General features: G+C 52.9%; 21 protein-coding genes. 15 read left to right on the top strand and 6 right to left on the bottom strand.

Features of this window, described 5'->3' with window-relative positions; all coding sequences use genetic code 11:
* The first annotated feature begins 18 nt into the window (after window positions 1-18).
* Both JFL75_RS04540 and JFL75_RS04535 read left to right on the top strand, forming a co-directional pair.
* Window positions 19-1,548, top strand: coding sequence for a catalase (locus tag JFL75_RS04540; protein ID WP_215625504.1), 1,530 nt, complete (start codon window positions 19-21; stop codon window positions 1,546-1,548).
* A gap of 117 nt (window positions 1,549-1,665) precedes the next feature.
* Complete coding sequence (locus tag JFL75_RS04535) at window positions 1,666-2,073, top strand: YbaN family protein (RefSeq protein ID WP_215625503.1); 408 nt, start codon at window positions 1,666-1,668, stop codon at window positions 2,071-2,073.
* A 104-nt stretch (window positions 2,074-2,177) separates the two neighbouring features.
* On the opposite strand, the gene JFL75_RS04530 is transcribed toward JFL75_RS04535, so the two are convergent.
* From JFL75_RS04530 to JFL75_RS04515, 4 genes are all read right to left on the bottom strand, one after another.
* Window positions 2,178-3,434, bottom strand: coding sequence for a Gfo/Idh/MocA family protein (locus JFL75_RS04530; protein WP_215625502.1), 1,257 nt, complete (start codon window positions 3,432-3,434; stop codon window positions 2,178-2,180).
* A gap of 113 nt (window positions 3,435-3,547) precedes the next feature.
* A complete protein-coding gene (locus JFL75_RS04525; RefSeq protein ID WP_215625501.1) occupies window positions 3,548-4,795 on the bottom strand; it encodes an ABC transporter substrate-binding protein in 1,248 nt (415 codons plus the stop codon).
* Window positions 4,796-4,843: 48 nt separating this feature from the next.
* Window positions 4,844-5,668, bottom strand: a complete 825-nt coding sequence (locus JFL75_RS04520; protein ID WP_215625500.1) for a carbohydrate ABC transporter permease — start codon at window positions 5,666-5,668, stop codon at window positions 4,844-4,846.
* An 8-nt stretch (window positions 5,669-5,676) separates the two neighbouring features.
* Window positions 5,677-6,564 carry a carbohydrate ABC transporter permease gene (locus tag JFL75_RS04515; RefSeq protein WP_215625499.1) on the bottom strand — a complete coding sequence of 296 codons (888 nt, stop codon included), beginning with the start codon at window positions 6,562-6,564 and terminating at the stop codon, window positions 5,677-5,679.
* 515 nt (window positions 6,565-7,079) lie between these two features.
* Between JFL75_RS04515 and JFL75_RS04510 the strand changes: the two genes are divergently transcribed.
* From JFL75_RS04510 to JFL75_RS04450, 13 genes are all read left to right on the top strand, one after another.
* Window positions 7,080-7,544, top strand: coding sequence for an LSm family protein (locus tag JFL75_RS04510; RefSeq protein ID WP_215625498.1), 465 nt, complete (start codon window positions 7,080-7,082; stop codon window positions 7,542-7,544).
* On the top strand, window positions 7,544-9,058 hold the full coding sequence (nusA, locus tag JFL75_RS04505; RefSeq protein WP_215625497.1) for a transcription termination factor NusA: 1,515 nt from the start codon (window positions 7,544-7,546) through the stop codon (window positions 9,056-9,058). The genes JFL75_RS04510 and nusA overlap by 1 nt, the downstream gene beginning before the upstream one ends.
* A 10-nt stretch (window positions 9,059-9,068) precedes the next feature.
* Window positions 9,069-11,732 (top strand): translation initiation factor IF-2, encoded by a 2,664-nt coding sequence (gene infB / locus JFL75_RS04500; protein ID WP_215625496.1) that lies wholly within the window; start codon window positions 9,069-9,071, stop codon window positions 11,730-11,732.
* A 2-nt stretch (window positions 11,733-11,734) separates the two neighbouring features.
* A complete protein-coding gene (gene rbfA, locus JFL75_RS04495; protein ID WP_215625495.1) occupies window positions 11,735-12,097 on the top strand; it encodes a 30S ribosome-binding factor RbfA in 363 nt (120 codons plus the stop codon).
* A complete protein-coding gene (truB, locus tag JFL75_RS04490) occupies window positions 12,078-13,007 on the top strand; it encodes a tRNA pseudouridine(55) synthase TruB (RefSeq protein WP_215625494.1) in 930 nt (309 codons plus the stop codon). The genes rbfA and truB overlap by 20 nt, the downstream gene beginning before the upstream one ends.
* Window positions 12,994-13,788, top strand: a complete 795-nt coding sequence (locus tag JFL75_RS04485) for an FAD synthetase family protein (RefSeq protein WP_215625493.1) — start codon at window positions 12,994-12,996, stop codon at window positions 13,786-13,788. Before truB ends, JFL75_RS04485 begins: the two co-directional genes overlap by 14 nt.
* Before the next feature lie 5 nt (window positions 13,789-13,793).
* A complete protein-coding gene (rpsO, locus tag JFL75_RS04480) occupies window positions 13,794-14,063 on the top strand; it encodes a 30S ribosomal protein S15 (protein WP_215625492.1) in 270 nt (89 codons plus the stop codon).
* A 153-nt stretch (window positions 14,064-14,216) separates the two neighbouring features.
* A complete protein-coding gene (gene pnp, locus JFL75_RS04475) occupies window positions 14,217-16,319 on the top strand; it encodes a polyribonucleotide nucleotidyltransferase (protein ID WP_215625491.1) in 2,103 nt (700 codons plus the stop codon).
* Between the two features lie 80 nt (window positions 16,320-16,399).
* Window positions 16,400-16,852: a dUTP diphosphatase gene (dut, locus tag JFL75_RS04470; RefSeq protein ID WP_215625490.1), complete on the top strand. Its 453-nt coding sequence runs from the start codon at window positions 16,400-16,402 to the stop codon at window positions 16,850-16,852.
* Window positions 16,853-16,864: 12 nt separating this feature from the next.
* Entirely contained in the window at window positions 16,865-18,133 is a 1,269-nt protein-coding gene (locus tag JFL75_RS04465; RefSeq protein WP_215628715.1) for an LptF/LptG family permease, read from the top strand.
* On the top strand, window positions 18,130-19,194 hold the full coding sequence (locus JFL75_RS04460) for an LptF/LptG family permease (protein WP_215625489.1): 1,065 nt from the start codon (window positions 18,130-18,132) through the stop codon (window positions 19,192-19,194). Before JFL75_RS04465 ends, JFL75_RS04460 begins: the two co-directional genes overlap by 4 nt.
* Complete coding sequence (tgt, locus tag JFL75_RS04455) at window positions 19,194-20,330, top strand: tRNA guanosine(34) transglycosylase Tgt (RefSeq protein WP_215625488.1); 1,137 nt, start codon at window positions 19,194-19,196, stop codon at window positions 20,328-20,330. Before JFL75_RS04460 ends, tgt begins: the two co-directional genes overlap by 1 nt.
* Window positions 20,327-21,703 carry a HEAT repeat domain-containing protein gene (locus JFL75_RS04450; protein ID WP_215625487.1) on the top strand — a complete coding sequence of 459 codons (1,377 nt, stop codon included), beginning with the start codon at window positions 20,327-20,329 and terminating at the stop codon, window positions 21,701-21,703. Before tgt ends, JFL75_RS04450 begins: the two co-directional genes overlap by 4 nt.
* Here JFL75_RS04450 and JFL75_RS04445 read toward each other — a convergent pair.
* The gene (locus JFL75_RS04445) at window positions 21,700-23,523 is read right to left on the bottom strand and encodes a VWA domain-containing protein (protein WP_215625486.1); all 1,824 of its coding nucleotides are present in this window, start codon (window positions 23,521-23,523) and stop codon (window positions 21,700-21,702) included. The genes JFL75_RS04450 and JFL75_RS04445 overlap by 4 nt on opposite strands.
* Before the next feature lie 20 nt (window positions 23,524-23,543).
* Complete coding sequence (gene greA, locus JFL75_RS04440; RefSeq protein ID WP_215625485.1) at window positions 23,544-26,234, bottom strand: transcription elongation factor GreA; 2,691 nt, start codon at window positions 26,232-26,234, stop codon at window positions 23,544-23,546.
* Window positions 26,235-26,243: the final 9 nt, after the last annotated feature.

Raw genomic sequence — 26,243 nt, 5'->3', positions numbered from 1 at the left:
AAAAAAATGGAGTTAAGAATGAAAAACAAAAAATTAACCCACATTAACGGCGCCCCGGTGGCGGAAAATACGAATACCCTGACCGCGGGAAAACGCGGCCCCATGATGCTCCAGGACATCTGGTTCCTTGAAAAACTTGCCCATTTTGACCGCGAGGTGATCCCCGAACGCCGGATGCACGCAAAAGGCAGCGGCGCCTTTGGAAATTTTACCGTAACCAAGGATGTGAGCAAGTATACCAAGGCCGCGGTTTTTTCGCAGGTGGGAAAAAAAACCGATGTATTTGTCCGGTTTTCCACGGTGGCCGGAGAACGGGGGGCCGCCGACGCGGAGCGGGATATACGCGGTTTTGCGGTTAAATTTTACACCGAAGAGGGCAACTGGGACCTGGTAGGAAACAATACCCCGGTATTCTTCCTGCGGGACCCGCTCCGGTTTCCGGACCTCAACCACGCGATCAAACGGGATCCCATGACAAATATGCGTTCCGCCCAGAATAACTGGGATTTCTGGTCCTCCCTGCCCGAAGCGTTTCACCAGGTAACCATAACCATGTCCGACCGGGGTATTCCCGCGTCATACCGGCATATGCACGGATTCGGGAGCCATACCTACAGTTTCATCAACGCCAAAAACAAACGGGTATGGGTCAAATTCCATTTTGTCTGCCAGCAGGGAATCAAGAACCTCACTGACGAGGAGGCCGCGAAAGTGGTCGCCATGGACCGTGAGAGCCACCAGAGGGACCTTTTTGAAGCCATCCAGCACGGCGAATTCCCCAAGTGGAAACTTTGTCTGCAGATTATGACCGAAGATCAGGCAAAGGCCCACCGGGAAAATCCCTTTGATATTACCAAGATATGGAGCCATAAGGAGTATCCCCTGATTGAGGCGGGGATGCTGGAACTCAACCGAAACCCGGAGAATTATTTCGCCGATGTCGAACAGGCGGCTTTTAATCCCGCCAATATTGTTCCGGGGATCGGCTATTCTCCGGATAAACTGCTACAGGGCAGGCTGTTCTCCTACGGTGACGCCCAGCGGTACAGGCTCGGGGTAAACAAGGACCTGATCCCCGTAAACAAACCCATCGTGCCGGTCCACGCCTACCACCGGGACGGAATGATGCGGGTCGACGGAAATTACGGCGCCACCCTCGGCTATGAGCCGAACAGCTACGGTGAATGGGCGGAGCAGCCGGAATTCCTGGAGCCGGCTCTGTCCCTTGAGGGGCCCATGGGCCATTACGATCCAAAGGATGACAAGACCGACAACTGTTATAACCAGGCCGGAAATCTGTACCGCCTCATGAGCGACCAGCAGAAGCAGGTTCTGGCGGAAAATACCATGCGCAACATGCAGGGCGTCACCGACAATATCAAATACCGTCACGCCGCCCATTGCTTTATGGCGGATGAAGATTACGGAACGCGGATATGCAGGGTTATGAAACTCGACCCGAAAAAGGCAAAGGAGCTTTCCAAGCTGAAACACGCTGACCTGATGGAAGCAACCAAGGGCAAACCAAAGGATGAATCGTACCGCTGAGAAAAAAGCCGGAGACCGCTTTTTCTATTTTGTCTTTTCCGGTATACTCACGATACTGGTTCCGCCGGGATGGAAATAGCGTGTCACGGCTGTCAGTCTGGAATAAAAAGGTTGCAGATGAAAAAGATACTCTTATTGATTTCCGGTATTATTCTTACGGTTCTTGGAGGGTTAGGGGTATTCCTTCCCATACTCCCCACAACACCCTTCGTAATTCTGGCAGCGCTGTGTTTTTCCTTCAGTTCACCGAAGCTGTACAATTTCCTTATCCGGAATAAGTACTTCGGACCATACATAGAAAACTACCGGACGAAAAAAGGCGTACCCCTGGCATCCAAGGTCCGGGGAATTGCGGCAGTCTGGATCCTTCTTGCTTTTTCCGCTGTTTTTATGCAGAAACTCTGGGCATCCATACTGTTTGCCTGTATCGCAATCGGTGTAACCATTCATCTGCTTTGCATAAAAACGCTCAAACCGGAAGCGGAATCCGCTCCCCGGGAAGAAATCGCGGCCGCCAAGAAATAATTCCTAATGCAGCTGCGGAGCTGTCTGCGGTAAATCCGGACTAAAGTCCTCCTGGATAGAATCCGGCGGACAAAAGCCGGATTTACACAGAGACAGCATTTTTTTTACTTACCGCTTTTCTTAAATTCTCCCAGAGAAAGGGTCTTTCCGCCGCTGAGACGGGAAGACTCCGCCGCAAAGGCCATGTAATGGCTTTCAAAGGAATCCTTCACCGATGTTCTTCCCGCGCCGGACTTGTCCCTGACCATCATGACAAAGTCGGTGAGGAAATTGACGTCCCCACCGGAATGGCCGCCCACGGGTTTTGCCAGATCAATGGTTTCGATATTTCTGGATGAAAAATCCTTGATCGTGACGGTTCCTTCTTCCATATCTCCCGTCATTTCACCGGCGGTCCCGAAGAGGGTAACGTTCCGGTGTGTTTTGTAGGTAAATCCCGACATGGTGAAGTTTGCGGTCACCCCGTTGGTGAATTTCATAGCCACAGTCTGGTGATCTACCACATCATTGTCGCAGTGGAATACGCAGCGGCCGTAGGGACCGGTCTCCAGGGCTTTTACCCGGCCTTCCATGGAAAGGTCCGTGGTAATCACGTTGGTGGGCCATCCGATGTTGTCGGTGAGGTAAATTTTCGAAACGTGATAGGGGCAGCCGATCATGTGGGGACAGCCGTCGAGGCAGCGCCGGGGCGCTCCGGCGGGGGCATTTTCGGCCTTAAAATAGTTAAGGGCACCGTAGGAGCTCACGGATTCGCAGTCCGCCGCGGCCAGCCAGTGGAGCATATCCATGTCGTGGCAGCTCTTGGCCAGGATCATGGGCGACGATTCCGCCAGATTGCGCCAGTTGCCCCGGACGAAACTATGGGATATGTGGATATGTCCCACGCTTTCGATGAGGTCGATGCCTATCAGCTTTCCGATTTTACCCGCGTCCAGGAGCTCCTTTACCTTCGAGAAGAAGGATGTGTATTTCAGCACATGGGCGATCATAAACACCTTGGTGAAATCAGCCGCGTCTTTTTCGATCTGCCGGCATTCGTCCAAAGTCGGAACAATGGGCTTCTCACAGAGAATGTTGAGGTTCAGGGCCATGGCCTTAGCCAGGGGGCCGGCGTGCATCTTGTCCTGGGTGGCGATGATTACCGCGTCGAGTTCCGGGGGATTGATTAAGGCGTCCTCCCAACTGGCAAAAGCCAGACTGTCCGGAATGCCGTGTTCCTCCTGGATCCGTTTCCGCTTTGCCTCGTTCGGATCCGCCACGGAAACAACCTTCATCATCTTGGGATTCATTTTGGCGTATCCCGCGTATGCGTAGCCGCCCCGGTTTCCTGCACCGAGGATCAGAACTTTAATAGGTTCCATAGTAATCTCCTGTGATATTCCGGCTGCCGGGCAGCCGGTTTTTCCGCCGCTGTACATACAGAGGGCACCCCGGCTCATCCGCGCCGAGGTGCCCTGTTTTTACCCGCCGGGCGCTACTTAGCTATTTCAGCGTTTATAATCTTCTCAAAATTGCCGAGAACTTCGGATGTAACCTGGGTACCCGTATAGATTTTACTCATCTCCTTATCCATCATGGTATAGATGGGTCCCGCGTTCCTGCCCGCGATGGGAAGGGGATAACCGTACTCAATGGCTTCGCTGATATAATGGGTATCCATCCAGTCGTATACCGCGTAGAACAATTCGGTGGTTCCGTTGTAGCAGGGAGCCCATACGTTTGACAGAACTTCGGCATGCCGCTTAGTGGCGAGGAATGCCAGGAATTTCCTGACCTCTTCGGGATACTTGGTTTTTGCTGAACCGACATAGGCGATGTTGTGGTAAATACTGGCCCGCTGTTTCTGCCTGGGCAGGGGCGCCACGTTGAGGTCCTTGCCCAGGATTTCCGCGTATTGCTTTACGATCCCCGAATGGTGGGTGATCATGGCGGCGGTGCCGGACTGGAACAGGGTTGCCTTGGTGGTTTCCTGCATTTCCTGGATTGTCGGGGCCCAGCCGTTCTTGTGGATTACGTCAAGCTGCCGCTGGATCGCTTCAATGGATTCGGGGGAATTAATGATACACTTCATCCGGTCGTCGCTGAAGATACGTCCGCCGTTCTGAAGCACAAAATTTGAGTATCCGCTCTGGGAGCTGATATCAATGACCACACCGTACTGGATAGTCCTGTTCCCCTGTTTGATCGTAAGCCGCCGGGCGGCATCGTAAAAATCATCCCAGGTCCAGTCCCCGGTAGGATACGCCACGCCGGCTTTATCAAAGAGAGCCTTGTTGTAATACAGAACCGTGGCGTCATAAAAAATCGGTACCCCGTACCGTTTGCCCTGGTACATAAAGGGCTCATAAAAATTCCTGGCGAAATTCTCAAAATGAATATCATTGGCGGCGGATTCCAGGTCCATCACCAGGCCGGTGGGGAGATAGGAAACCGCGTTCGGGTGGTTGAGCCAGAAAACATCCGGTCCGGTACCGGTGGGAAGCGCGGTCTGGAGTTTCGTCCAGTAATCGGCCCAGGGGGTGACCACGGGATTGATTTTAATCCCCGGGTTCTGGCTTTCAAATTCTGAAATGAGCTGCTTGTACACTTCCATCCCATTCTGGTCCCAGTACCAGAAATTGATAACCTTCGCTCCGCCATCCTGACCGCCGCCGGCGAACACAAAGACACCGGCAAAAACTGTCAGAAGAAGAAGAACCGCTGCAAATTTTCTCTGGACCATTATAGCCTCCTGTTATTTTTATCCCCCATGGGGCGTATGTTTGGGGAATTATTCCTTGATCCCGGAAAGGGCAATCCCGCTGATAAAATACCGCTGGGTAAAAAGAAATACGATAATCACCGGCGTGGAGACGAGCAGCGCCGCCGCCATGATCAGGTTTTCCTTGGTCAGGTGCTGTCCCTGGAGGTTTGCCACGGCGATGGAAAGGGTAAACCGTTCCTGGTTGTTGATGACGATCAGCGGCCACAGGAAATCGTTCCAGGCAAACACCAGGCAGAGTATCCCCGTGGCGAGCAGCGCGCTTTTGCAGAGGGGCATAATGATGGACCAGAAAATGCGGAAATGATTGGCCCCGTCTATAATGGCCGATTCATCCAGGGATTTCGGCAGCCCCATAATCTGCTGGCGTACAAAGAAAGTCGTGGTTACGCTGGGGATACTGGGAATAATGACTGCCAGGTACGTGTTGAACCAGCCGAATTTGATCATCAGGTTGTAGCGGGGCATGAGAATCATCTGGATCGGAATCATCAGCGCCACCAGAAGTGAGGTAAAGATAATATTCTTGAAGGGGAAATCTATTCTTGCAAAGGCATACGCCGCCAGGGATGAGAAAAACAGCTGGGGCACCAGAATACCAATGGTATTGATGATGTTGTTTTTATAGTACGCCCCGAAGTTCAGCGTACCCAGAAGCTCTTTGTAATTGTCAAAATTCAGGAAGCTGCCGGGCAGGAAACGGATGGGCAGGGTTACGGTTTCCGCGTAGGTTTTAAAGGATGAAAGGAAAATCCACATGAAGGGGACAAGCCAGATCACCGCCAGGATGAAGAAAAAGAAAATACCTAATTTCGGGCCTATCTGCTGTTTCATGGTGCCCCTCAACTGTAATGAACCCATTTTTTCTGACCAATGTTCTGGATAATCGTGATAGCCAGAACAATCACGCACAATATCATGGCTTCCGCCGAGGCATATCCCATTTCCAGGTAGGTGAATCCCCGTTCATAAATGCCGTAAGCCATGGTACGGATGGATTCCCTGACAAAGTCATTGCTCTTCCCGAAAATAAAGATGTAGTCAAACATTTTGAAGATGGTAATCATGGCGATGATGGCGGCGAAAAACAGCTGGGGTGTCACCAGCGGTATGGTGATGCGGAAGAATTTCTGCCGGGGTGTGGCGCCTTCAAGCTCAGCCGCCTCGTAATACTGATCGGCAATATTCTGGAGTCCCGCCAGGATGATAACAGCGTAGTACCCCACATTCGCCCAGAGTCCGACCAGAACAATAATCATCCGGACAAGCCACTGGTCGGACATCCAAACCGGCTGGGGAAGGTCGAAAATACCCAGTATGGTGTTTATGAGTCCGTAGCGGGAGTTAAACATGATCATCCAGACCTGGGCGGTGACCACCGGGAGCAGCACATAGGGGAGGAAAAATACGGTCCGGAAAAAACCGGTCAGATTTGTCCGCCGGTTCAGGGTATTGGCCAGCAGCAGGGACACGATAATGATCAGGGGAACCATGGTAAAGACAAAAAAGAAGGTGTTGAAAAATTCCCTGAGTATCGTCGGATCCGAAAACAGCCTCCGGTAATTCTCAAAACCGATAAACTCCGGTTTGGTCAGATGGTTCCACTTGGTCAGGGAAATATAGATTGAGTTGACCATGGGATACAGAAAAAAAACATACAGTCCTATTACAGTAGGGGCAATAAAAACAAACCCCCAAATCCAATTGGTGTACTTACGCCGGATCTTCATTCCATCATACCCCCAGCTGCTACAATAGAAAAAATCTTAGGGTTACTTGCCGGCATTTGTCAAACACTTTTATTAATTAAATGAAAGAATATTAAGAGTGCCGGCGGGAAAATCCTGTTTTCCGGTATTATTCGGATCCAGAAGTTTATAATCCGCAAAACTATGACTTTATTTTAATTCTTAAAAAAATCATTATTCTCGAAAAATGTTTTTTTTGTTCTATTTGTGAAATTATCTCATGGCAGGCAAGTGTTTTCCTTAACCGTCCGCCACGCCGGAGAAGCCGTAATGGAAAAAGTACTTTTATCCATCCTGGGTTTCCCGTGGCGGGATGGTTCAGGCGGAATATGGGTTTTTATGCCGAATTTATTGTCCGGCCCCGGGCTTACTTGACAAAAAACATATCTCGGGATACTGTTAATCATACAATCGAAGATTCTCATAATGTAAAAAGGGTCGCTCGAACGGCTCTTTTTTTTATGGGAAAAAGTAAAAAAGAACGCTAAGGTGGTTCCGTGCAGTATACGCCCAAAGGGTCTGATCCTGTGTTTGATTCCCTGGAACCGGTGGTTAAGGGCCTGGGGATGTCCCTGGTGGATTGTTCCGTGTCCCGGCAGAAAGGGAGTATCCACATCCGGCTGATTGTGTATAAAAACACCGCCATCGGAGTGGACGACTGCTCGCGGGTTCATCACAGCGTTACACCGAGGCTTGAGCTTGCTTTTCCCGGACAGGATCTTTATATCGAGGTTTCGTCCCCGGGGATCGACCGGGTAATTAAGGACGCTTCGGAGTTTCAGTATTATATAGGACGGGGCATTAAATGCTACCGTACCGATATTTCGGATTGGTCCGCGGGAATTCTCATATCCGCGGATACAACACATCTCATTCTAAAAAGGGGAGATGGAGAGGTGAAATTGAATTATGATATAATCGCAAAAGCGAAGTTGGATTATTCCCAGGAGGGTGAAGGCTGATGGCAACGGATATGTCGGAGGCAATCCGCCAGCTGATTCAGGATCGCGGTATGTCCGAGGAGCTCGTCCTCAGAACCATTGAAAATACCCTTCTGGCGGCATACAAACGCCGGTTCGGGAATGCGGAAAATGCAATTGTCCGGTTCAGCGATGACAACCGGGAAGTTTCTATTTATGCAAAAAAAATGATTGTCGACGGGGTCTATGATCCTGTCTCTGAGATCGACCTTGAGGACGCCCGGGAACTGAATCCCGAAGCGGAAATGGGTGATGAACTCCTGATCGAAGTTGATCCCAAGGAGTTTGACCGGATTTCGGTGCAGAGCGCGAAACAGACCGCCCACCAGTCGATACGGGAGATCCAGAAGGACAGCCTGTATTCGGAGTACAAGGACAAGGTCGGCGAAATCATTATCGGGTATTACCAGCGGGAGCGGAACGGTACCATTTACGTGGATCTGGGCAAGGTCGAAGGTATTCTTCCGAAGAAGTTCCAGAGCCCCCGGGAAGTATACCATGTCAATGACCGGATCAAGGCTCTTATCACGGAAGTAAATAAGACCCCCGCGGGGCTTCAGGTGGTCCTTTCCAGGACCCATACGGATTTTGTCCGGGCTATTTTTGAGCTTGAGGTTCCAGAGGTTTACGATAAGACTGTGGAAATCCACAAAATAGTCCGGGAGCCCGGCTACCGGACCAAACTTGCGGTGTATTCCAACCGGGAAGATGTCGATCCCGTGGGTGCCTGTGTAGGACTCAAGGGCGTCCGCATCCAGGCGGTTATCAGGGAACTGGAAGGGGAAAAGATCGATATTCTCAAATACGATCCCGATCCCCGGCGTTTTATCAAAAACTCCCTGTCCCCTGCGGAGGTCCGGGATGTCATAATCCTGGATGAGGCCAAGCATCAGGCCTTGGCGGTGGTAAACGAATCGCAGCTGTCCCTGGCTATCGGAAAACAGGGACTCAATGTCCGTCTGGCCAACCGCCTGGTGGACTGGAATATTGACGTAAAAACCGAAGAGCAGTTTGCGGAAATGGATATTGCCGCGGAATCCCGGCGGGCCGTTTCGGAACTGTTCGGAGACAGCGGGGATTATGAGGATGAAATCTCCCGTATATCGGAGCTTCCCGGGGTGGATCAGGCGGTGGCCGAAGCGCTTCTGGAGAACAATATTGATTTCATCGAGGATTACCTCTCCCTTTCCGAAGAGGAACTGGCGGGACTCCAGGGAGTTACCGCCGAACAGCTTGAAGAACTTCAGAAGCTGATAGAAGAAAATGTTGAAATCGTCGAGGAAGATGAATATTCCGGATCCGAAGATTCCGCGGACGGCGATTTCTATGAAGAAGAAAGCGGCGACGAGCCTGCGGCGGACAGTGAACCGGAGGATTCCGGGGAAGCAGAAGAATATGAATGTCCCGAATGCGGGGCTAAAATAACGACGGATATGAGTAATTGTCCAAATTGCGGTATCGGTCTGAGTTTTGAGTACGAAGAGGACGAAGAATAAAAGGTGGAACATGGCTGAGGAATTAGATAACACCCAGAAACCAAAGGTAGAACTGATCAAACACGCAAAAATTGAATCCGACTCATCCGACGGCGGTGCGAAAGCCGCTGCCGAGGGAGGAGAACGCCGTAAGGTGGTGGTGGTTAAGAAAAAAGCGGCTCCCCCGGCCGGAGGCAGTTCTCCGACCCCCGCTGCGAAGAAAGCTCAGCCCAAAGTTGTGGCCGTTGCGGCCCAGGGGGAATCCGAACCAAAGGCAAAGCTCCCGGATGATTCCGGAAAAGCATCTCAGCCGGCACCGGCTGCAAAACCTGAAACATCCTCCGCTGACGCTGTTCCGGGGACTCCTTCCGCCGGCAGACCTTCCGACGGTGTTTCTACCCTGCCCAACACCCAGCGGCCTGCGGCCGCGGCGGGCCGGGTAGGCGGACGCCCCGTAGGCCCCCGGCCGCCCCGGGATGAAGGAAACAGAGACCGTCCCGGCGCTCCCTTCCCGGGCCGCCCCGCGGGCGCGGCAGGCCGGGTGGGCGGACGCCCTGTTGGCCCCCGTCCCGGCGGTGATTCCGGCGGCGGCGGTAATTTCCGTCCCAATGGCCCCGGCGGCAGGCCCGGTTTCGGGCAGGGCCCGCGTCCCGGCGGTCCCCGGCCGGCAGGAGGACCTGGCGGTCCCGGCGGACGCCCCGGCTTCGGCGGCAGGCCCGGTTTCGGACAGGGCCCGCGTCCCGGCGGTCCCGGTCGCCCCGGCGGCCCAGGCCGTCCCGGCGGCGGTGCGCCTTCGGCACCTCCCATCGGGGAAGGCAAAGGGCCGGCGAAAAAGTCCTTTAAGGCTAAAAAACCCGTATATCAGAAACGGGATAAAGAACTGGAAATGGCTGAAAAGCTCCTCCAGACCAAGAAAAAATCCGCCCATGTGGCCAACCCGGTACCCAAATCCATTGATATAATGGAAGTCATTTCGGTTTCGGAACTGGCCCGCAAAATGAACCTCAAGGCTTCGGACTTAATCCAGAAGCTGATGAGCATGGGGATGATGGTTACCATTAACCAGCAGATAGACGCGGAAACCGCAACCATTCTGGCGGCGGAATTCGGGGCGGATGTCAAAATCGTCAGCCTCTATGACGAAACGGTAATCGAGACCGCCGCGGATGAGGAAGGCTCCATGAGCCCGCGTCCGCCGGTAGTAACGGTTATGGGCCACGTTGACCACGGAAAGACAAAACTTCTGGACGCGATCCGGAGCGCCGATGTGGCTTCCGGTGAGTTCGGCGGTATTACCCAGCATATCGGCGCGTATATGGTTGATACGCCCCACGGAAAAATTACGTTCCTGGATACTCCTGGCCATGAGGCCTTTACCCGCATGCGCGCCCGGGGCGCCCAGGTAACGGATATTGTAATCCTTGTGGTCGCCGCCGACGACGGCGTGATGCCCCAGACTGTGGAGGCTATCAACCACGCCAAGGAAGCCGGTGTCCCGATCATTGTGGCGGTCAATAAAATTGATAAACCCGAGGCAAACCCCGACAAGGTAAAAACCCAGCTGTCGGAACGCGGCCTCATGCCCGAAGACTGGGGCGGACAGACCATGTTTGTCGAAGTTTCGGCCTTAAAAAAGGAAGGTATTGATAAACTTATCGATGCCCTTCTTCTGGAGGCTGAGCTGCTGGATCTCAGGGCCAATTACAACCGCTCCGCGGAAGGCAAGGTCCTTGAATCCCGGATCGACCACGGCAGGGGTATTGTCGCCACGGTGATAATAGAGAGGGGAACCCTCAAAATCGGCGATTCCTTTGTGGCCGGGGTTTGGCCCGGTAAAGTCCGGGCGCTCTTCAACGATAAGGGCGATAAAGTCGAAGAAGCCACTCCGGCAATGCCTGTGGAGGTTCTCGGCTTTGAAGGTATTCCCGACGCCGGCGATCCCCTCCAGGTGGTTGAGGATGAACGGACCGCCCGGGGTATCTCCGCCAAACGGCAGGAACTGAAGCGTTTTGAGGACGCCAAGAATGTCAGGAAGATTACATTGGATAATCTCTTTGATACCATCAGTGACGGGGAAATTCAGGAACTTAAGGTTATCATCAAGGGTGACGTCCAGGGATCGGTGGAAGCCCTCCGTTCCAGCCTGGAAAAACTGTCCACCAAGGAAGTCCGGCTCAATGTTATCCAGGCGCTGCCGGGCGCTATAAACGAAGGGGACGTGGACCTCGCCATCGCTTCGAACGCCATAATAATCGGCTTCAACGTACGGCCCACACCCAAGGCAAAACTTCTGGCGGATTCCGAAAAAGTGGATATCCGGAAGTACAATGTTATCTACAAGGCCGTTGAGGAAATAACCCAGGCCATGGAAGGGATGCTCAAACCCGATACGAAGGAAGAGGTAATCGCCCAGGTCGAAGTCCGGGATACCTTCAAGGTTCCGAAAATCGGTACCATCGCGGGCTGTTACGTGCTTTCCGGAACCGTAAAACGGAGCGCCAGTGTCAACGTGATCCGGGACGGGATTGTAATCCATACCGGAAAGATCGCCTCCCTCAAACGGTTTAAGGACGATGCCCGGGAAGTTGCCGCAGGGTACGAATGCGGTATCGGACTTGAGGGATTCGACAATATCCAGGTAGATGACCAGTTCGAAGTCTTCGAGTTTGTGGAAGTAGCCCGGAAGCTCAGTTAACTATGTCTGAATACAGAATGGAACGGGTGGGCCGCCTGATTCAGGAAAAGATCGGGGCCCTGATTGTTGAAGGAAGAATAAAGGATCCCCGGGTTGACCCGTTTCTGTCGGTCACCCGGGTACAGGTATCCCGGGATCTCAGCTACGCCGATGTGTATGTTTCAAGCTATAAATCCGATGAAGGACTGAAAAAAGGCGTCGCGGGGCTTCAAAGCGCCGCGGGTTTTATTCAGGCGCAGCTGGGAAGCCAGATGCACACCCGCCAGACGCCGAAACTTCGTTTCCACGAAGATGAAAGCATAAAGGCCGGTTTTGACATGGTGCAGAAGTTGGGGGATCTCGAAAGTGAAGAACACCGGCAGTGACGGCGGTGAAACTTCAGGAGGGTATCTCCTGCTCCATAAAAGTCCGGGCCGTACTTCCTTTGAATCCCTGGGGTTTTTAAAAAAGGCCCTGAAAACCGGAAAAATCGGCCACACGGGGACCCTGGATAAATTTGCCCAGGGGCTTATGGTGGTACTGGCCGGCCGGGCGACCAAATTGATGCCCTGGTTTGTCTCATCGGAAAAATGCTACCGCGGAACCATCCGTTTCGGCCAGGAAACCGATACCCTGGATCCGGAGGGAACGGTGGTGGCCGAAGGTCCTGTCCCTGATTATGCCCGCCTTGAATCGGTTCTTCCTGAATTTACCGGAGAAATTATGCAGGCCCCGCCGTTGTATTCGGCGGTTCACATTAACGGGGAACGGGCACACAGCCTTGCCCGGAGCGGCCGGGACCATACAATGGAAAAACGGCCGGTTTCGGTATATTCCCTGGACCTGGTATCCTATGACCCGCCGTTCGCAGAAATAACCGTACGGTGTTCAAAGGGAACCTATATCCGGTCTCTGGCCCGGGATATTGCCCTGGCCGCCGGCTCCCGGGGGCACCTTGTATCCCTTACCCGTACAAGTATAGGCGGATTTTCCCTGGAAGACGCCTTTGCGCCGGATGACGGCCTTTCCGCGGACCCATGGAACGCCGTAAAGCCGATAGATGAGACGGCCCTGAATGCGCTGGGACTGCCCTGGTACCGGGTGGACGAAAAAACAGCGCTCTCCATGGTTCACGGAAAACCCATACAGCAAGACTCCCTGGGGACTCCCCTGGGGAATTCGGAACCCGGCGGACAATGCGCTGCGGGGGTGTTCTCCGATGACGGGGAATTTATCGCCATAATCGAAAAAAAAGAAGCAACCTGGTGCTACGGATATGTCTATGCGCGTAAGTAACTGGTCTGATTTTATCCTTTCTCCGGGTCCCGCGGACGGGGCCGCCATGACGGTGGGTGTTTTTGACGGCATCCACATCGGCCACCGGGAGCTGATCCGCAGGGTCTTGCGGGACGGGGCCCCCTATGAAAGCACCGTAATAACCTTTTTACAGAACCCAAAGGCCGTACTCCGGCCGGAAACCTTCGCCGGATATATATGCAGCCTCGAACAGAAGCTGGATATCCTGGAAAGCCTCGGGGTCGCCCATACGGTGCTCATTGACTTTTCCCGGAATTTCAGTAAACTAAGCGGGAAGGAATTCATCGATTTTCTAAAGAATCGGGGAAATCTGCGATATTTGGTAATTGGCAGCAATTTTCGCTGCGGACACGGACTGGAAACTGACGCAGCCCGTATCAGGGAGATGAACGCTCCCGAGGGTATCTTCACCGACGTGGTTTCTCCCATCCTTCAGGATGGGATCCCGGTGAGTTCCAGCCGGATCCGCGCCGCGATTTCAGCCGGTGACCTCGTCGAGGCGGCGGCACTTCTCGGGCGAAACTTTAAACTGGACCTTTCCGGCTTATCCATTACCCCTGGACCCGGAGGGATTTATTTTAACGCCGCCGCCGCTGACCGGATAACGCCGCCGAATGGCCGGTACCCTGTTTCTATTCACACCGATAATTCCGCCGAAGGAACCGTTGACACCGCCGTTGTTCAGAACGGGCAAATCATGGTTCCCGATATACCCAATGCCCGGAGCATTGAGTTCTTAATTAGTTCCCAAGGAGTGTAAAAGATATGGCATTAAACAAAGAGGATGTGGCATCCATCGTGACGAAATTCGGCAAGAACGAGAAGGACACGGGTGCATCGGAAGTTCAGATTGCATTGCTGACCCAGCGGATTAATACCCTTACGGAGCACTGCAAACAGTTCAAAAAAGACAAATCCAGCCAGCGCGGGCTGCTCATGCTCGTCGGTCAGCGGCGGCGCATGCTCAAGTACATCCAGCGCACGGATCTGGAACGCTACAGAACGCTTATTAAAGAATTAGGTCTCCGCAAATAATATTTGGCGGTTTCCCGGTGAAAACCGGGAAACCAGCTCTATCTGCGAGGAGAAATTTGCTGTTTTTTATTTATTAAAAAAAATAAATTTTTCCTGGCCGGCGCGGCGGTGACCACGCGGTCTGCTTCCGCGCTCCAGCAAACAAAGGAAGATATGGTCCAACGAGTAACATTTGAAATAGCCGGGAAGGAGCTGATCCTTGAAACCGGCAAAATAGCGAAACAGGCCAACGGCTCTGTTTTTGCCCAGTACGCGGGTTCGGTGGTTCTTGCCACCGCCTGTACATCCGGTTCTTCCGTGGAGGGGCTCGACTACGTTCCCCTGACGGTGGATTACAATGAAAAATACTATGCCGCCGGAAAGATTCCCGGCGGATTCATCAAGCGGGAGAGCCGTCCCAAGGATAAGGAAATCCTGGTTTCCCGGCTCATTGACCGGCCCATGCGGCCACTCTTCGACAAAAGCTTCGGCCGGGAGATCCAGGTGGTTCCCACCACCATTTCCGCCGATATGGTAAATCCCCCGGACATTCTGGCGATTATCGCCTCATCCGCCGCGGTGCACATTTCGGACATTCCTTTTAACGGCCCCATCGCCGGAGTCCGTATCTGCGCTCTCGGCGACGAGCTAATCGTAAACCCGACCTTTGAGCAGATCGAAAAATCGCGGCTGGAAATTGTGGTGGCCGGAACCAAAGACGGTATCACCATGGTCGAAGGCGGCGCCTCGGAGGTCGATGAAGACCTCATGATCCAGGCTCTGGAAAAAGCCCACAAGGTTATTATTGAACTCTGCGGCATCCAGGATAAACTCCGGGAGCTTGTGGGGAAGGAAAAACTCCCCCTGACCGAACTTTCGGTGAAACTTGAGAACAGTGATGTCATCCGGTCTGCGGCGTATCCCCGGCTTGAGGAAGCCTGCTTCGTAAAGGGCAAGCACGAACGCCACGCGGCCATCCACGCGGTTAAAACCGATATTGCGGCCCAGTACGCCGAACAGCTGACCGATGAAATGCAGCATAAACTCTTTCATGCCCTCTTTGAGGATATGGAATACGAAATCCTCCGGTCTTCGATTCTCGATAAGGGCCGGCGGGTTGACGGCCGGGGCACCGAGGACATCAGGGATATCACCTGCGAAATCGGACTCCTTCCCCGGACCCACGGTTCGGCGCTGTTTACCCGGGGTGAAACCCAGGCCCTGGCGGTAACGACGTTGGGTACTGTTTTTGATGAGCAGATTTTCGATGATATCGAAGGGGACAAGCGGGAGAATTTCATTCTTCACTACAACTTCCCTCCCTATTCTGTGGGTGAAGTAGGGCGTATGGGGACCGGCCGCCGCGAGATCGGCCACGGAAACCTGGCCCGGCGTTCCCTGGATGCCATGGTGCCTTCCAAGGAAGAATTCCCCTATACCATCCGGGTGGTCTCGGAAATCATGGAATCCAACGGGTCGTCCTCCATGGCGTCGGTCTGCGGCGGAACCCTGTCCATGCTCCACGCCGGTGTACCCATGAAAAAACCCGTCGCCGGTATCGCCATGGGGCTGATCACCGACGGCAGCCGGTACGCGGTTCTGTCGGATATCCTCGGAGAGGAAGACCACCTCGGTGATATGGACTTTAAGGTAGCCGGAACCCAGGACGGGATAACCGGCTTCCAGATGGATATCAAAATCGCCGGTGTCAGCCCCGAGGTTATGAAAAAGGCCATGGATCAGGCTAAACGGGGAAGGCTTCATATCCTTTCAAAGATGAATGAAACCATCAACAAACCCACCGATAAGATCAGTGAGTTCGCGCCGAAAATCGTAACCCTTAAGATCGAAACCGATAAAATCGGTGCCCTGATCGGTCCGGGGGGGAAAACCGTAAAAGCCCTCTGCGAACAGTTCAGCGTAACCATCAACACCGAAAATGACGGTACCGTTACGATTTACGGCAAAAATTCCAAGGACGCCGAAGATGCCAAGGCCGCGGTCCTGGGTATTGTGTCCGATCCCGAACCGGGACGGATTTACGACGGAACCGTTAAGCGCATTATGGAATTCGGCGCCTTCGTGGAGATCCTGCCGGGCAAGGAAGGCCTGGTGCATATCAGCAAACTGTCCCGGCAGCGCATAAACAATGTCAGTGATGTGCTTAAGGAAGGTCAGCAGATCCCGGTTAAACTCCTCGAAATCGATAAGATGGGAAGGCTGAACCTTTCATATATTGACGCTATCGATCCTGATGGCGCCGAGGGAAAAAAATAACGGCGGTTATGACCCGTAGTTTTTATTTCTGAAGAATACCCCGCGGCCGCTGCTGCGGGGTTGTATTTTTAAGGAATCAAATGAAGAACACCGAAAACCCTGCGGTGAGGATACTGAAACTGAATCCCCGGGCATCCCTGCCTTCCTATGAAACCGCCGGCGCCGCCGGCGCGGACATCCGGGCGCTTCTGGATGAACCCCGGATTATTCCCCCCCAGGGCCGGGACCGTATTCCCACAGGGCTTATCATGGAAATCCCCGAAGGATATGAGGTTCAGGTCCGTCCCCGGTCGGGTTTGGCGGCAAAGCACGGTGTAACGGTGTTAAATACCCCGGGGACGATTGATTCCGATTACCGGGGAGAAGTGCAGGTTATCCTGGTGAATCTCGGTACCGAGGCTTTTACGGTACATGACGGTGACCGGATCGCCCAGTGCGTGGTCGCGCCGGTATGCACCGCAGCTTTCCGGGAATCCGCTGAAATTTCAGAAAGCCGCCGCGGTTCTGGAGGTTTCGGCTCCACCGGATTATAATTTACTGTGGATATGGAAAGAAAACGCAGCCTGTCATGGATTATCTGCAGGTATATAGTAACCGAAGCCCTTTTTTCATTTTTTGTTTCATTTCTTTTTTTCTTTTTTATTTTCTTTGTAAACCAGCTGCTCCTCATGGCCCAGGAAATCCTGACGAAGCGGGTTCCCTTTAACCAGGTCGCGCTGCTGGTTCTGTATTCCCTTCCCTCAATCATTGCCATGGCGGCTCCTTTCGCCGCCCTGGTGGGAACCCTGATGACCGTGGGCCGGCTTTCTTCGGACAACGAAGTACTGGTTATGCTTTCGTCGGGTTTATCCTACGCCAATATTTTTATCCCCGCCTTCGCGGTGGGGATATTGATCTCCCTTGTTTCATTTTTCGCCAACGATGTCCTGCTCCCAGCGGGTACTGTGGAATTCTCGAAGCTGTACCGGCGTATTCTCGTATCCACCCCCGCGCTGGAGCTGGAGTCGAATTCGGTAAAACGTTTTAAGGAAACGGTTCTGGTCACCGGAAACGTAAACGGCACCGAAATTGACGATGTTCTGATCCTTGACCGTACCAGCGACGGCGAACGGAGAATCATCATGGCCCGGGGGGCGGAGCTTAAAGACAGCGGCACCGCAAGTCTGAGCCTGGACCTTACGGACGCTTTTATCCAGTCATCCAAGGAAATTTCCCGGGAGGACTATGATTACGCTTCCAGTTCATTCCTCCGGTATTCCGTCTCACAGGAAGATCTGCTCCAGGCTGTTTCGACGATCGGTCCCCGGGAAATGAGCTCCACCGATGTTCGGCGTGAAATCAAAGCAAAGAGAGCCGCCCTGGACGAAAGACTGGAAGAGCGTTATTCCCGGGCCATTGATTACGGGTTGCTCCTCGAAAAATCCCTCAGGCTCGGCGCCGACAGCGGTGAATGGAACCGGCGGCGGTCCCATTTCGAAAACTTTACCCGGGAAGCCGTCAATGCCCAGGGGCTGCGGCGGGACAGGAGTCTCCTGATATACCGGCTGGAGTATTACAAGAAATTTTCCATACCCTTCGGGGCGCTGTGCTTCATATTTCTCGCGGTTCCCCTGGGACTTTTCGCCAGGAAAAGCGGCCAGACCGTGGGCTTCATATTCGGCCTTATTATTGCGGTTTTCTATTGGGCTCTGCTTCTGGGAGGGCAGACCATGGGGATGCGCCTGGGATATTCACCGTTCTGGTCCATGTGGTTTCCCAATATACTGGTCATATCCGTCGGACTTGTTCTGTGTCTCATTAAGGTGCGCCAATGATCCTTGACCGGTATCTAGCCCGCCAGTTCGCGCCTGTTTTCGCGGTCGCCCTGTCCATGTTCATGCTGCTTCTGTCATTGATTGATCTGTTCGCCAACCTTTGGCGGTATCTCAATAATGAAGTGCCGGTGTTTCAGATTCTCCAGGTGAGTCTGTATTATCTGCCCAAGAGCCTTTCCTACGCGCTTCCGATCTCACTGCTCTTCGCCACAGCCTATACCCTTGGCGACCTCTATGCCAGGAATGAACTGACGGCGGTTTTTTCTTCGGGCATTCCGTACCGGCGGTTCTGTCTTCCCTTTGTTGTCATCGGGCTTGCCGCCAGTGTTTTCTCATTTTTTTTTGAAGATCAGGTTGTAATTCCCACGTTTAAAATGAAAAACACCCTCAGCAAAACCCTGCTCCGGCAGCCACAGTCGGCAAATAATTCGGATATTGTTATCAAAACGAGGAACGGAAAAACGATTTATTCCGTTGACTATTACGATGATTCTGCGAAAACGCTGAACGGCATCAGTATTGTCGAACAGTCCGAAACGGGAGAGTTTGAGGCTCTTATCCGGGCACCCAGGGCAGTTTGGGACGGTGACCGCTGGCAGTTTGAGAACGGTCTCATTTACCGGTGGGACAGTGATATTCTCAGGGCGGTTTCCTTTGATGATTCCTTCCTGTATACTGAAACGCCGGATGCCTTCCGGCGGAGCGCGGTTAATGTGGAGGAGCTTCCCGCCGGTGACGCCGCTCTTCTGGTGGAGGACCTTAAGCTCGCGGGTCTTCCGTATGTTGCGGCCCAGGCGGATTACCTTCACCGGTATTCCTTTCCTTCCGCATCATTTGTGGTCATAATTCTTTCTATCGCCATGGGCGGCCGGTTTAAAAAAAACATCCTGCTCATGAGCCTCCTGTCCAGCCTCGCGGCGGCGGTGGTTTTTTATATCATGGAAATGATTACCATGATGATGGCAAAGCTCGGCTATATCCCTCCCTTTGTCGGAGCCTGGTTTCCCATAGTCAGTTTTATCGTCATCGGAATGGTACTCATGCGGAGTGCGAAAACGTAATGGCGGAAAAAATATTTTCAATTAATCACAGTGACGCTTCCTGCGGCGCGAGAACGGGGACACTGGTTCTTCCCCATGGAACCGTTTCCACTCCGGTCTTTATGCCCGTAGGCACCAATGCCACGGTAAAAGCCCTGACCCGGGAAGATCTTGCAGAAATAGGCTTTGAGATAATTCTTTCCAATACGTACCATTTGTATTTGCGGCCGGGAACGGAGGTCATCGGCGCTGCCGGCAGTCTGCACCGGTTCATGAATTGGGACCGGAATATCCTGACGGATTCCGGGGGGTTCCAGGTTTTTTCCCTGCCGCAATTCCGCAAAATAACCGATGCCGGGGTACGGTTCCGTTCTCATATTGACGGATCCTACCATGAACTGACTCCGGAAAAGGTTGTTGAAATCCAGACAACTCTCAACAGCGATATCCAGATGCAGCTCGATGTCTGTTCCGACTGGGGGATCGATGAAAAAAGCGCCCGCAAGGCTCTGGATACTACCGATCTTTGGCTGGGCCGGGCAAAACGCGCCTGGGATGAGGCCGCGGAAAAGGGATACCGGGGAAAGCTTTTTGCCATAGTGCAGGGGAATTTTTACCGGAATCTGCGGACACGGAGCGCTGAAACGGTCATAGAAGCCGATACACCCGGAATAGCCATCGGAGGGCTTTCCGTGGGGGAACCCTACGATGTTTTCCGGGAATATTTGGCTTTTACCGCGGCGCTCCTTCCCCGAGAAAAGCCCCGGTACGTCATGGGAATCGGTACCCCCGAGTATATCCTCGATGCCATTGAACAGGGTATTGATATGTTTGACTGTGTATTTCCTACCAGGACCGGCAGAAACGGCCATGTGTTTACCCGCCGGGGAACCTTTGCCCTGAAAAAAGCGGAAAACCGTCTCGATTTTGGCCCTATTGATGCAGAATGTCAATGCAAAGTCTGCCGACAATATAGTAGGGCATACCTGCGCCACCTTTTTAAGACCCAGGAAATACTGTGTTCCATGCTTGCAAGCTATCATAATTTGTATTTCCTGCATGACCTGGTACTACATGCCCGCAATGCCATAGAACAGGACGGTTTTGCCGACTTCAAAAAATCGTTCCTTTCACGCTATAAGGAAAAAGAGGCATGAAAAAACGGATATTCCTTTGTCTGGCCGCGGCTGTATTTATTCAGTTTCTTCCCGCGGAAGAAAAAACAGCCCCGGTTTCCCTGGAGGATCAGCGCAGGGAAACCCTCCGTTACGGAACGGAAAATGAGATTATTGATCTTATCCAGGCCCTGAAAAACGAAAATGCCGATTATCTGGACGGCGAGCTCGCCTCTGTTATAGAAACGACGAAAAACGGAAAAATCCTGTCCGGAGTTTTTACGTTTTTCGCCGACCGGGAGAAACCGGGGCTGGAAAAACGGGCCATGGCGGCGGTGGAATACTGGGATGAGGAAACGAACGATTCCGTTATTGCCGCGATCGATTACCTCGGAAAGGTAAAAGCAGAGGAAGCGACGGATCCGCTCATTGATATTATCAATTCCAATGAGAGCCGGTTCATGAACAACGCCTTCCGCGCGCTGGGCAGGATAGGGTCCGCCAGCAAGGATGAATCCGATTTTATTGCGGATTATCTGATAGATTTTTACGATCAGAAGAATCCAACCGATGAAAATATGCGGGAAATTATAGTTGCCTTAGGCGAACTGGGAAACCGCAAGGGCACGGCGTTCCTTGCGGAGATCGCGGGCAACAATGACGAACGGGCTACCCGGCGGATGGCAGCCCTGGGTGCTCTCTCAAAAATCGGTGATTCCGAAGGCCTTCCCGCGGTTATAAAATCGCTGCAGTCTTCGGATCCCAATGTCCGGGCGGCGGCGGTCGCGGCGCTGGGACCCTTTGCGGGAGACGAGGTGGAAACCGCCATTCTCGAAGCGTTCCGGGATTCTTATTACCGTACCCGCATCGGCGCGGCACAGGCGGCCAGCGAACGGAAGATGACCGCCGCCGTACCGTACCTCAAATACCGGGCGGAGCGGGATGACGTTCCCGCGGTAAAGGATGAAGCCATTAAGGCCCTCGGGGCCATCAATACTTCGGAAACTTCGGAAATCCTCTCAACCCTGTTTTTCAACCGGAAAAATTCCGACCGTGTCCGTTTGGTTGCCGGAGAAATGCTAATAAAAAACGATCCCGATGCGTTTGCGGAACGGTTTATTGCTGAGCTGGATGAGGCGAAAACCAAAAACCAAACACCGCTGTACAACGGTCTTTCCCGGATTATCGCCCAGGCGGAGACGAAAAAAGTCGAAGATCTGGCCCTTCGGTTCCTGACTGCGGGAGGGGTTGTTGAGAAGTCCTATGCCATCGATATGGCGGTAAAAAACAAGCTCACATCTCTGGGGAATCAGATAAAAGAGCTTACGGACCCCAAGAACGGGAGCCTTTCCCGGAAAGCCCGGGATGCCCTTGATAAACTTGGCATCCCGTATTCCGATGCGGAACCGGATTAAGGTTCCGGAACCCCCGGCAGGTCAATGGAATGGAGCAGCCGGTTGAGGGTTTCCAGAGGATCCCGGTACCGTTCTATCCTGATGTGAAGTTCATACTTTTTATCCGAAATTACCCTGATATTTTTTCCGATACAGTTGGAGACTGTCTGTGATCCGATATCCGGGAAGTACTGCGGTTTTCTGGGAATAAATGTACAGTTTTGCCCGTCAAATTTAACTTCCGCTATATTCTGAGGCATGGGTACCAGGAAAATCAGGAAATCCGATTTCCCGCCCCCAACGGTAAAGGAATACCCTGATTTTACGGTATGTACGTTCCGCCGTCCGATGGCGGTATTCTGGTCCTCCACGAACAGGGAAAGCATCAGCGGGCCGTTCAGCGGCAGGTCGCCCATTCCCTGTGAAGACCGGTTCTGGTAGGGGCTCGTAGGCCGTCGCTGGTTGGCGGCAAAACTCGCCAGGAGTTCCGCGTTGCGTTTTGCCGCTTCGTCCTGGGGCTGCTGCTGCGGATCCTCCCTGGGCGGCCGGTATGCCGATCCCGCGGCGGAAGCCATGGCCCTATTCGGAGAGTCATGGAGATTCCTCACCATGAAGAAGATGATCAGTCCGAGGATGAGCAGCACCAGGATAATAAGCCCGATAAGCAGGGGCAGGGGAATATTCCTGAGGAATTCCGTAAATGAAAATCCCGACGATGTCCGGACCGGAGATGGATCTCTGTCTGCGGGGGGATTTTCCGGTACAGGCGCGGCGGTCCCGCTTCCTCCAGGCGGCGTCCGGACCGGATCTTCTTCCGGCGGTGCCGATCCCTGGTTGCCGCCGGGCGGGGTCTGCGGAATCGTATCGCCCGGTGTCCGGTCCTGTCCTCCGGGCTGGTCCGGTATTGCCGGAACATTCCCGCCCGATGCGGTGCTGCCGCCGGGAACGGATGGTGTTCCAGCGGTTCCCCCCGGAACGGCGGGGCTTACGGGACGTTCCGTCCCCTGTCCGGTACCGGAAGGCTCAGCGGCGGCTCCGGGCTGTTCGGAAACAGAAGGCCGGTCCTGCGGTGTCTGTACGGTGCCGCTTCCGGAGGGTGTTCTGCCGGGATCGGTTGCGGGCGCCGGAGGAACCGTTCCGGTGGTGCGGGGCGGTTCTGTAACGGTTCCGGCGGGCGGCGTCTGTGTCCCCGTGGCCGGCGGAGTCTGCGGCCCCGCAGCCGGCGGCCGCCCTGATGTTACGGCACCCCCCGAAAGAGGCACGCGTATATACTGAAAATCAGCGCCGATTTCCCTGAAACGGGCGGGCGCCGCGGAAATACTGCTTTGAACATCCCCGCTGGTCATACCCGCATTGGGTGTGCCCGGGGCGGGGCTGTGGTCCCCGTCGGAAATCAATACGACTTTTTTAGCCCGGCCTCCGGGCAGATCCGCCGCGTACCGGCGGCCGTAATCAATGGCGCCGGCAATATCGGAATGAGGCGCCAGGGGGTACATAATCAGCATCCTGCCGATTATGGTTTCAATATCACCGGATCCTTCAATCCGGCGGGACAGCTCGAGATTCGGTTCCCCTGCAAAAGAAATAAGATGAAAAGTATCCCCGATTCTCAGGAATTCCCGGAGAAAGGGACCGGTTATATAGTCGGATACTTCCCGGTATGAGGAATTCATACTCGAAGATGTATCCAGGATCACCACCAAATCAATCGGGTTTTTATTCTGGCTATAGATACCGGGGAGCACGGCCCACACAAGCAATAATACCGTAAAAAACTTTTTCATCTGGCGTCCCATCATTGTGGTGGGACAGGGAATCCCTGAGGGTTCCCTGTCATCCATACAGTTTTACGCGGCATCGGCTACAGCGCCGCCACCGATATTGCCTTTACAGTATAGGCTATTTTCTCATCATTGATAGAAAAATCGAATTTTTCTCCCACTTTTTTGTTGAGAATCACCCCGCCGAAGGGCGAAAGGTAGGAAATAATTTTATTTTCCGGATCCGATTCCCAGGGGCCGAGTATGGTGTATTCTTCCTCAACACCTTCGGAATCATTAATAAGAATAACCTTGGTCCCAAAGGAAACCCGGCTGGTATTGGCCGTATCGGGATCGAAAAGCTGGGCCCGTTCAATTTCATCCTTGAGTTTCGCCACCGTTGAATTGAGGATTTCCTGTTTTTCCTTAGCGGCCTTGTATTCCGCATTTTCCCGGAGATCCCCCTGATCCAGGGCAACGGCAATTTCTTTTGAATTCGCCGGAACTTCCACATCCATAATATACTGGATCTGCTTCTGTTTTTCCTGGTACATGGCCATAGTAACGATAAGGCTTCTGGAGCTGACTGTTTTTTCGGTTTCGTCTCCGTAGAATTTGAAATCCGGGAATCTGTCCACAATAACACTGCGGATATTCAGCTTCTCCGCGGGGTCGAGATCCTTAACGTCATCGATAAGGGTGTAGATCCTGTTGATGGTATCGGGATCGGCCTTCATAAGGAATGATTTGAGGGTACCATCCTTAAAGAGAATGGTCTGGGCCTGCTTGTTGATTTTACGGTTTTCCGTTGTATCCCGGTGGTTTTCGATTTCCCTAAAGCTCAGGTCCAGGATATGGATGAGGGTAATAAGCTGTTTTTCCTCGCTTATGTTCGCCGCCGCGAACCACGGCTCCTCCCGGAGGTTGCGGTAAATCCAAACCACCGCTTCCTTGTTGTCCCGGTAATTTTCAAAACAGCTCTGTACCATGGAAACAAGTTTCTGCTCGTACCCTTCTTTTTCGAGGCTGACAATAATGGACGTGAGCAGCACATAGGGGAACAGTCTGATATAGATATCCGCCCAGTCAGGCACAAACAGCTTGATGTGGTGGAGGAATTCCTCCTTCAGTTTGGTATCCTTGAGGTTTTCGAAAATTGACGGTATATCGTCGATGCCGTCGAAAATATCCAGGAAATTGAACTGGAGGCCGGTATTAAGGTGGGGGTACCGTCCGACAAGATCCTTAACCAGAAGGTACGAGGCAAGAACCTGTTCGTTTACCTGGCTGTAGGACCGGAGGTAGGCGGTAAAATAATTGAACATTTCCGTAAAAAATTCCGAATCCAGCTCAATCTCTTTCTGGGATACAAAGGTCCGCAGGGTATTAACCCGGTCAAAGAAGTTCTTTTCAGCCTTGAACTGGTTGTAGAGTTTTTCCTCAATACTGATAGGCCGGTCCCTGACAACATAGAGATCGATATTATCGGGGCTGACCCCGAAGGACGGGTCGGATTTGAGGATGGCCCGGGCTTTGGTATTCCAGGTCGTCCATTCGCCGGGGGAAAGCACCGACGGCACCAGTTCTGCCTTGACCCGTTTCAGATCGCAGGAGTTGCCGAAGCTTTTGATTATGGTTTTTAAAGCCCAGGTAGGATCATCCTTGACCCGGTCATGGAGTTTTTCTTTTTTCTGAGTCGCCTTCAGTACCCAGATATGGTTTTTCGAAAGGGTCTGGAGGGCATCCACCGCCATTTTAAGGGCCATGGAATGGTTCCGCTTTTTGGCGAAATCGATGACGATTTCATCGCCCTGGACCTTGGCGATCCTTCCGACTCCCCAGGTTCTGTGGAATACGAAGTTGCCTTTATCAAAGGCGATGTGTTTTTCAAAGTCCTGAATCGCCTCGTGGACATTCCGCCAGCTCTGGGAAAGGTTCGAAATTTTGATGTATTCCTCGAGCTGGCTGTGGTTGGCGTATTTTTCACGGAAGCATTCGATGATTTCCTTCCGCGCCCAGGAATCACGCTCATCGTACTGGAGAATCAGCTTGAGGATTTTGATGGATGTATTGATATCCCCCTGCTGCCTGCAGGAGGAATATACATCCTGCAGCAGAAGGACTGCTTTTTCTTCGCTGATGTTTTTGGCGATTTTTTTCTGTACATGAAGGAAAAAATCTATGTCTTCCGGGCAGTATTCAATGAGTTTTACCCAGATTTCCCGTACATTGGTAAAAAGCTGTTTGTTGATGTACCGGTGGAGGGCCTTTTTATAGTAATCCACCGCCTCTTCGATTTTTCCCAGACCTTCAAAATGCTCCGCCAGGGCTTTCGACAGGTCCGCCTCTTCGTAATCAACCTTTACCAGGCGTTCCCAGATATCGTAAACCTTGTCTTCTTCGTTGTCGTTTTTATAGCACTCCGCCAGCATGCGGAGGGCGAATTTCGATTCACCGTAATCGAGGATGCGTTCGCAGAGGTATTTGACAATCCCCCATTTGTGGTTGTCCACAAAAATTGAGACCAGGTTTGTCAGGGCCGCGTCATCGATAATCTGACGGGAAAGGGCGATCATCCCGGAAAGATACAGGGCAATAATGCTGTTTTTTGTGTGAACCAGATGCTCATCGCAGAGTTTCTTCAGATCATCGTAAATCCGCGCGTCCCGGGCTTCCTTAAGGATGGTATCGAGTTCCTTAAACTGGCTGGTTGAATAATTGCTGAGAGTGGCCCGGGTCCACTTTTCCTCATTCAGCATGTCCTGTACGTTTTTCAGGAGAGCTTCTGACATCGTATAACT

Source organism: Breznakiella homolactica (assembly GCF_016616095.2).
GTDB lineage: Bacteria > Spirochaetota > Spirochaetia > Treponematales > Breznakiellaceae > Breznakiella > Breznakiella homolactica.
This window is presented reverse-complemented; position numbering and strand designations above follow the sequence as displayed.

Coding starts and splice junctions, on each gene's coding strand:
- JFL75_RS04465 (WP_215628715.1), top strand. CDS start 16,865: ATGGAAAGAAAACGCAGCCTGTCATGGATTATCTGCAGGTATATAGTA.
- JFL75_RS04485 (WP_215625493.1), top strand. CDS start 12,994: ATGCGCGTAAGTAACTGGTCTGATTTTATCCTTTCTCCGGGTCCCGCG.
- nusA (WP_215625497.1), top strand. CDS start 7,544: ATGGCAACGGATATGTCGGAGGCAATCCGCCAGCTGATTCAGGATCGC.
- JFL75_RS04520 (WP_215625500.1), bottom strand. CDS start 5,668: ATGAAACAGCAGATAGGCCCGAAATTAGGTATTTTCTTTTTCTTCATC.
- JFL75_RS04460 (WP_215625489.1), top strand. CDS start 18,130: ATGATCCTTGACCGGTATCTAGCCCGCCAGTTCGCGCCTGTTTTCGCG.
- tgt (WP_215625488.1), top strand. CDS start 19,194: ATGGCGGAAAAAATATTTTCAATTAATCACAGTGACGCTTCCTGCGGC.
- JFL75_RS04515 (WP_215625499.1), bottom strand. CDS start 6,564: ATGAAGATCCGGCGTAAGTACACCAATTGGATTTGGGGGTTTGTTTTT.
- JFL75_RS04540 (WP_215625504.1), top strand. CDS start 19: ATGAAAAACAAAAAATTAACCCACATTAACGGCGCCCCGGTGGCGGAA.
- JFL75_RS04530 (WP_215625502.1), bottom strand. CDS start 3,434: ATGGAACCTATTAAAGTTCTGATCCTCGGTGCAGGAAACCGGGGCGGC.
- pnp (WP_215625491.1), top strand. CDS start 14,217: ATGGTCCAACGAGTAACATTTGAAATAGCCGGGAAGGAGCTGATCCTT.
- rpsO (WP_215625492.1), top strand. CDS start 13,794: ATGGCATTAAACAAAGAGGATGTGGCATCCATCGTGACGAAATTCGGC.
- infB (WP_215625496.1), top strand. CDS start 9,069: ATGGCTGAGGAATTAGATAACACCCAGAAACCAAAGGTAGAACTGATC.
- JFL75_RS04535 (WP_215625503.1), top strand. CDS start 1,666: ATGAAAAAGATACTCTTATTGATTTCCGGTATTATTCTTACGGTTCTT.
- JFL75_RS04445 (WP_215625486.1), bottom strand. CDS start 23,523: ATGGATGACAGGGAACCCTCAGGGATTCCCTGTCCCACCACAATGATG.
- rbfA (WP_215625495.1), top strand. CDS start 11,735: ATGTCTGAATACAGAATGGAACGGGTGGGCCGCCTGATTCAGGAAAAG.
- JFL75_RS04525 (WP_215625501.1), bottom strand. CDS start 4,795: ATGGTCCAGAGAAAATTTGCAGCGGTTCTTCTTCTTCTGACAGTTTTT.
- dut (WP_215625490.1), top strand. CDS start 16,400: ATGAAGAACACCGAAAACCCTGCGGTGAGGATACTGAAACTGAATCCC.
- JFL75_RS04450 (WP_215625487.1), top strand. CDS start 20,327: ATGAAAAAACGGATATTCCTTTGTCTGGCCGCGGCTGTATTTATTCAG.
- greA (WP_215625485.1), bottom strand. CDS start 26,234: ATGTCAGAAGCTCTCCTGAAAAACGTACAGGACATGCTGAATGAGGAA.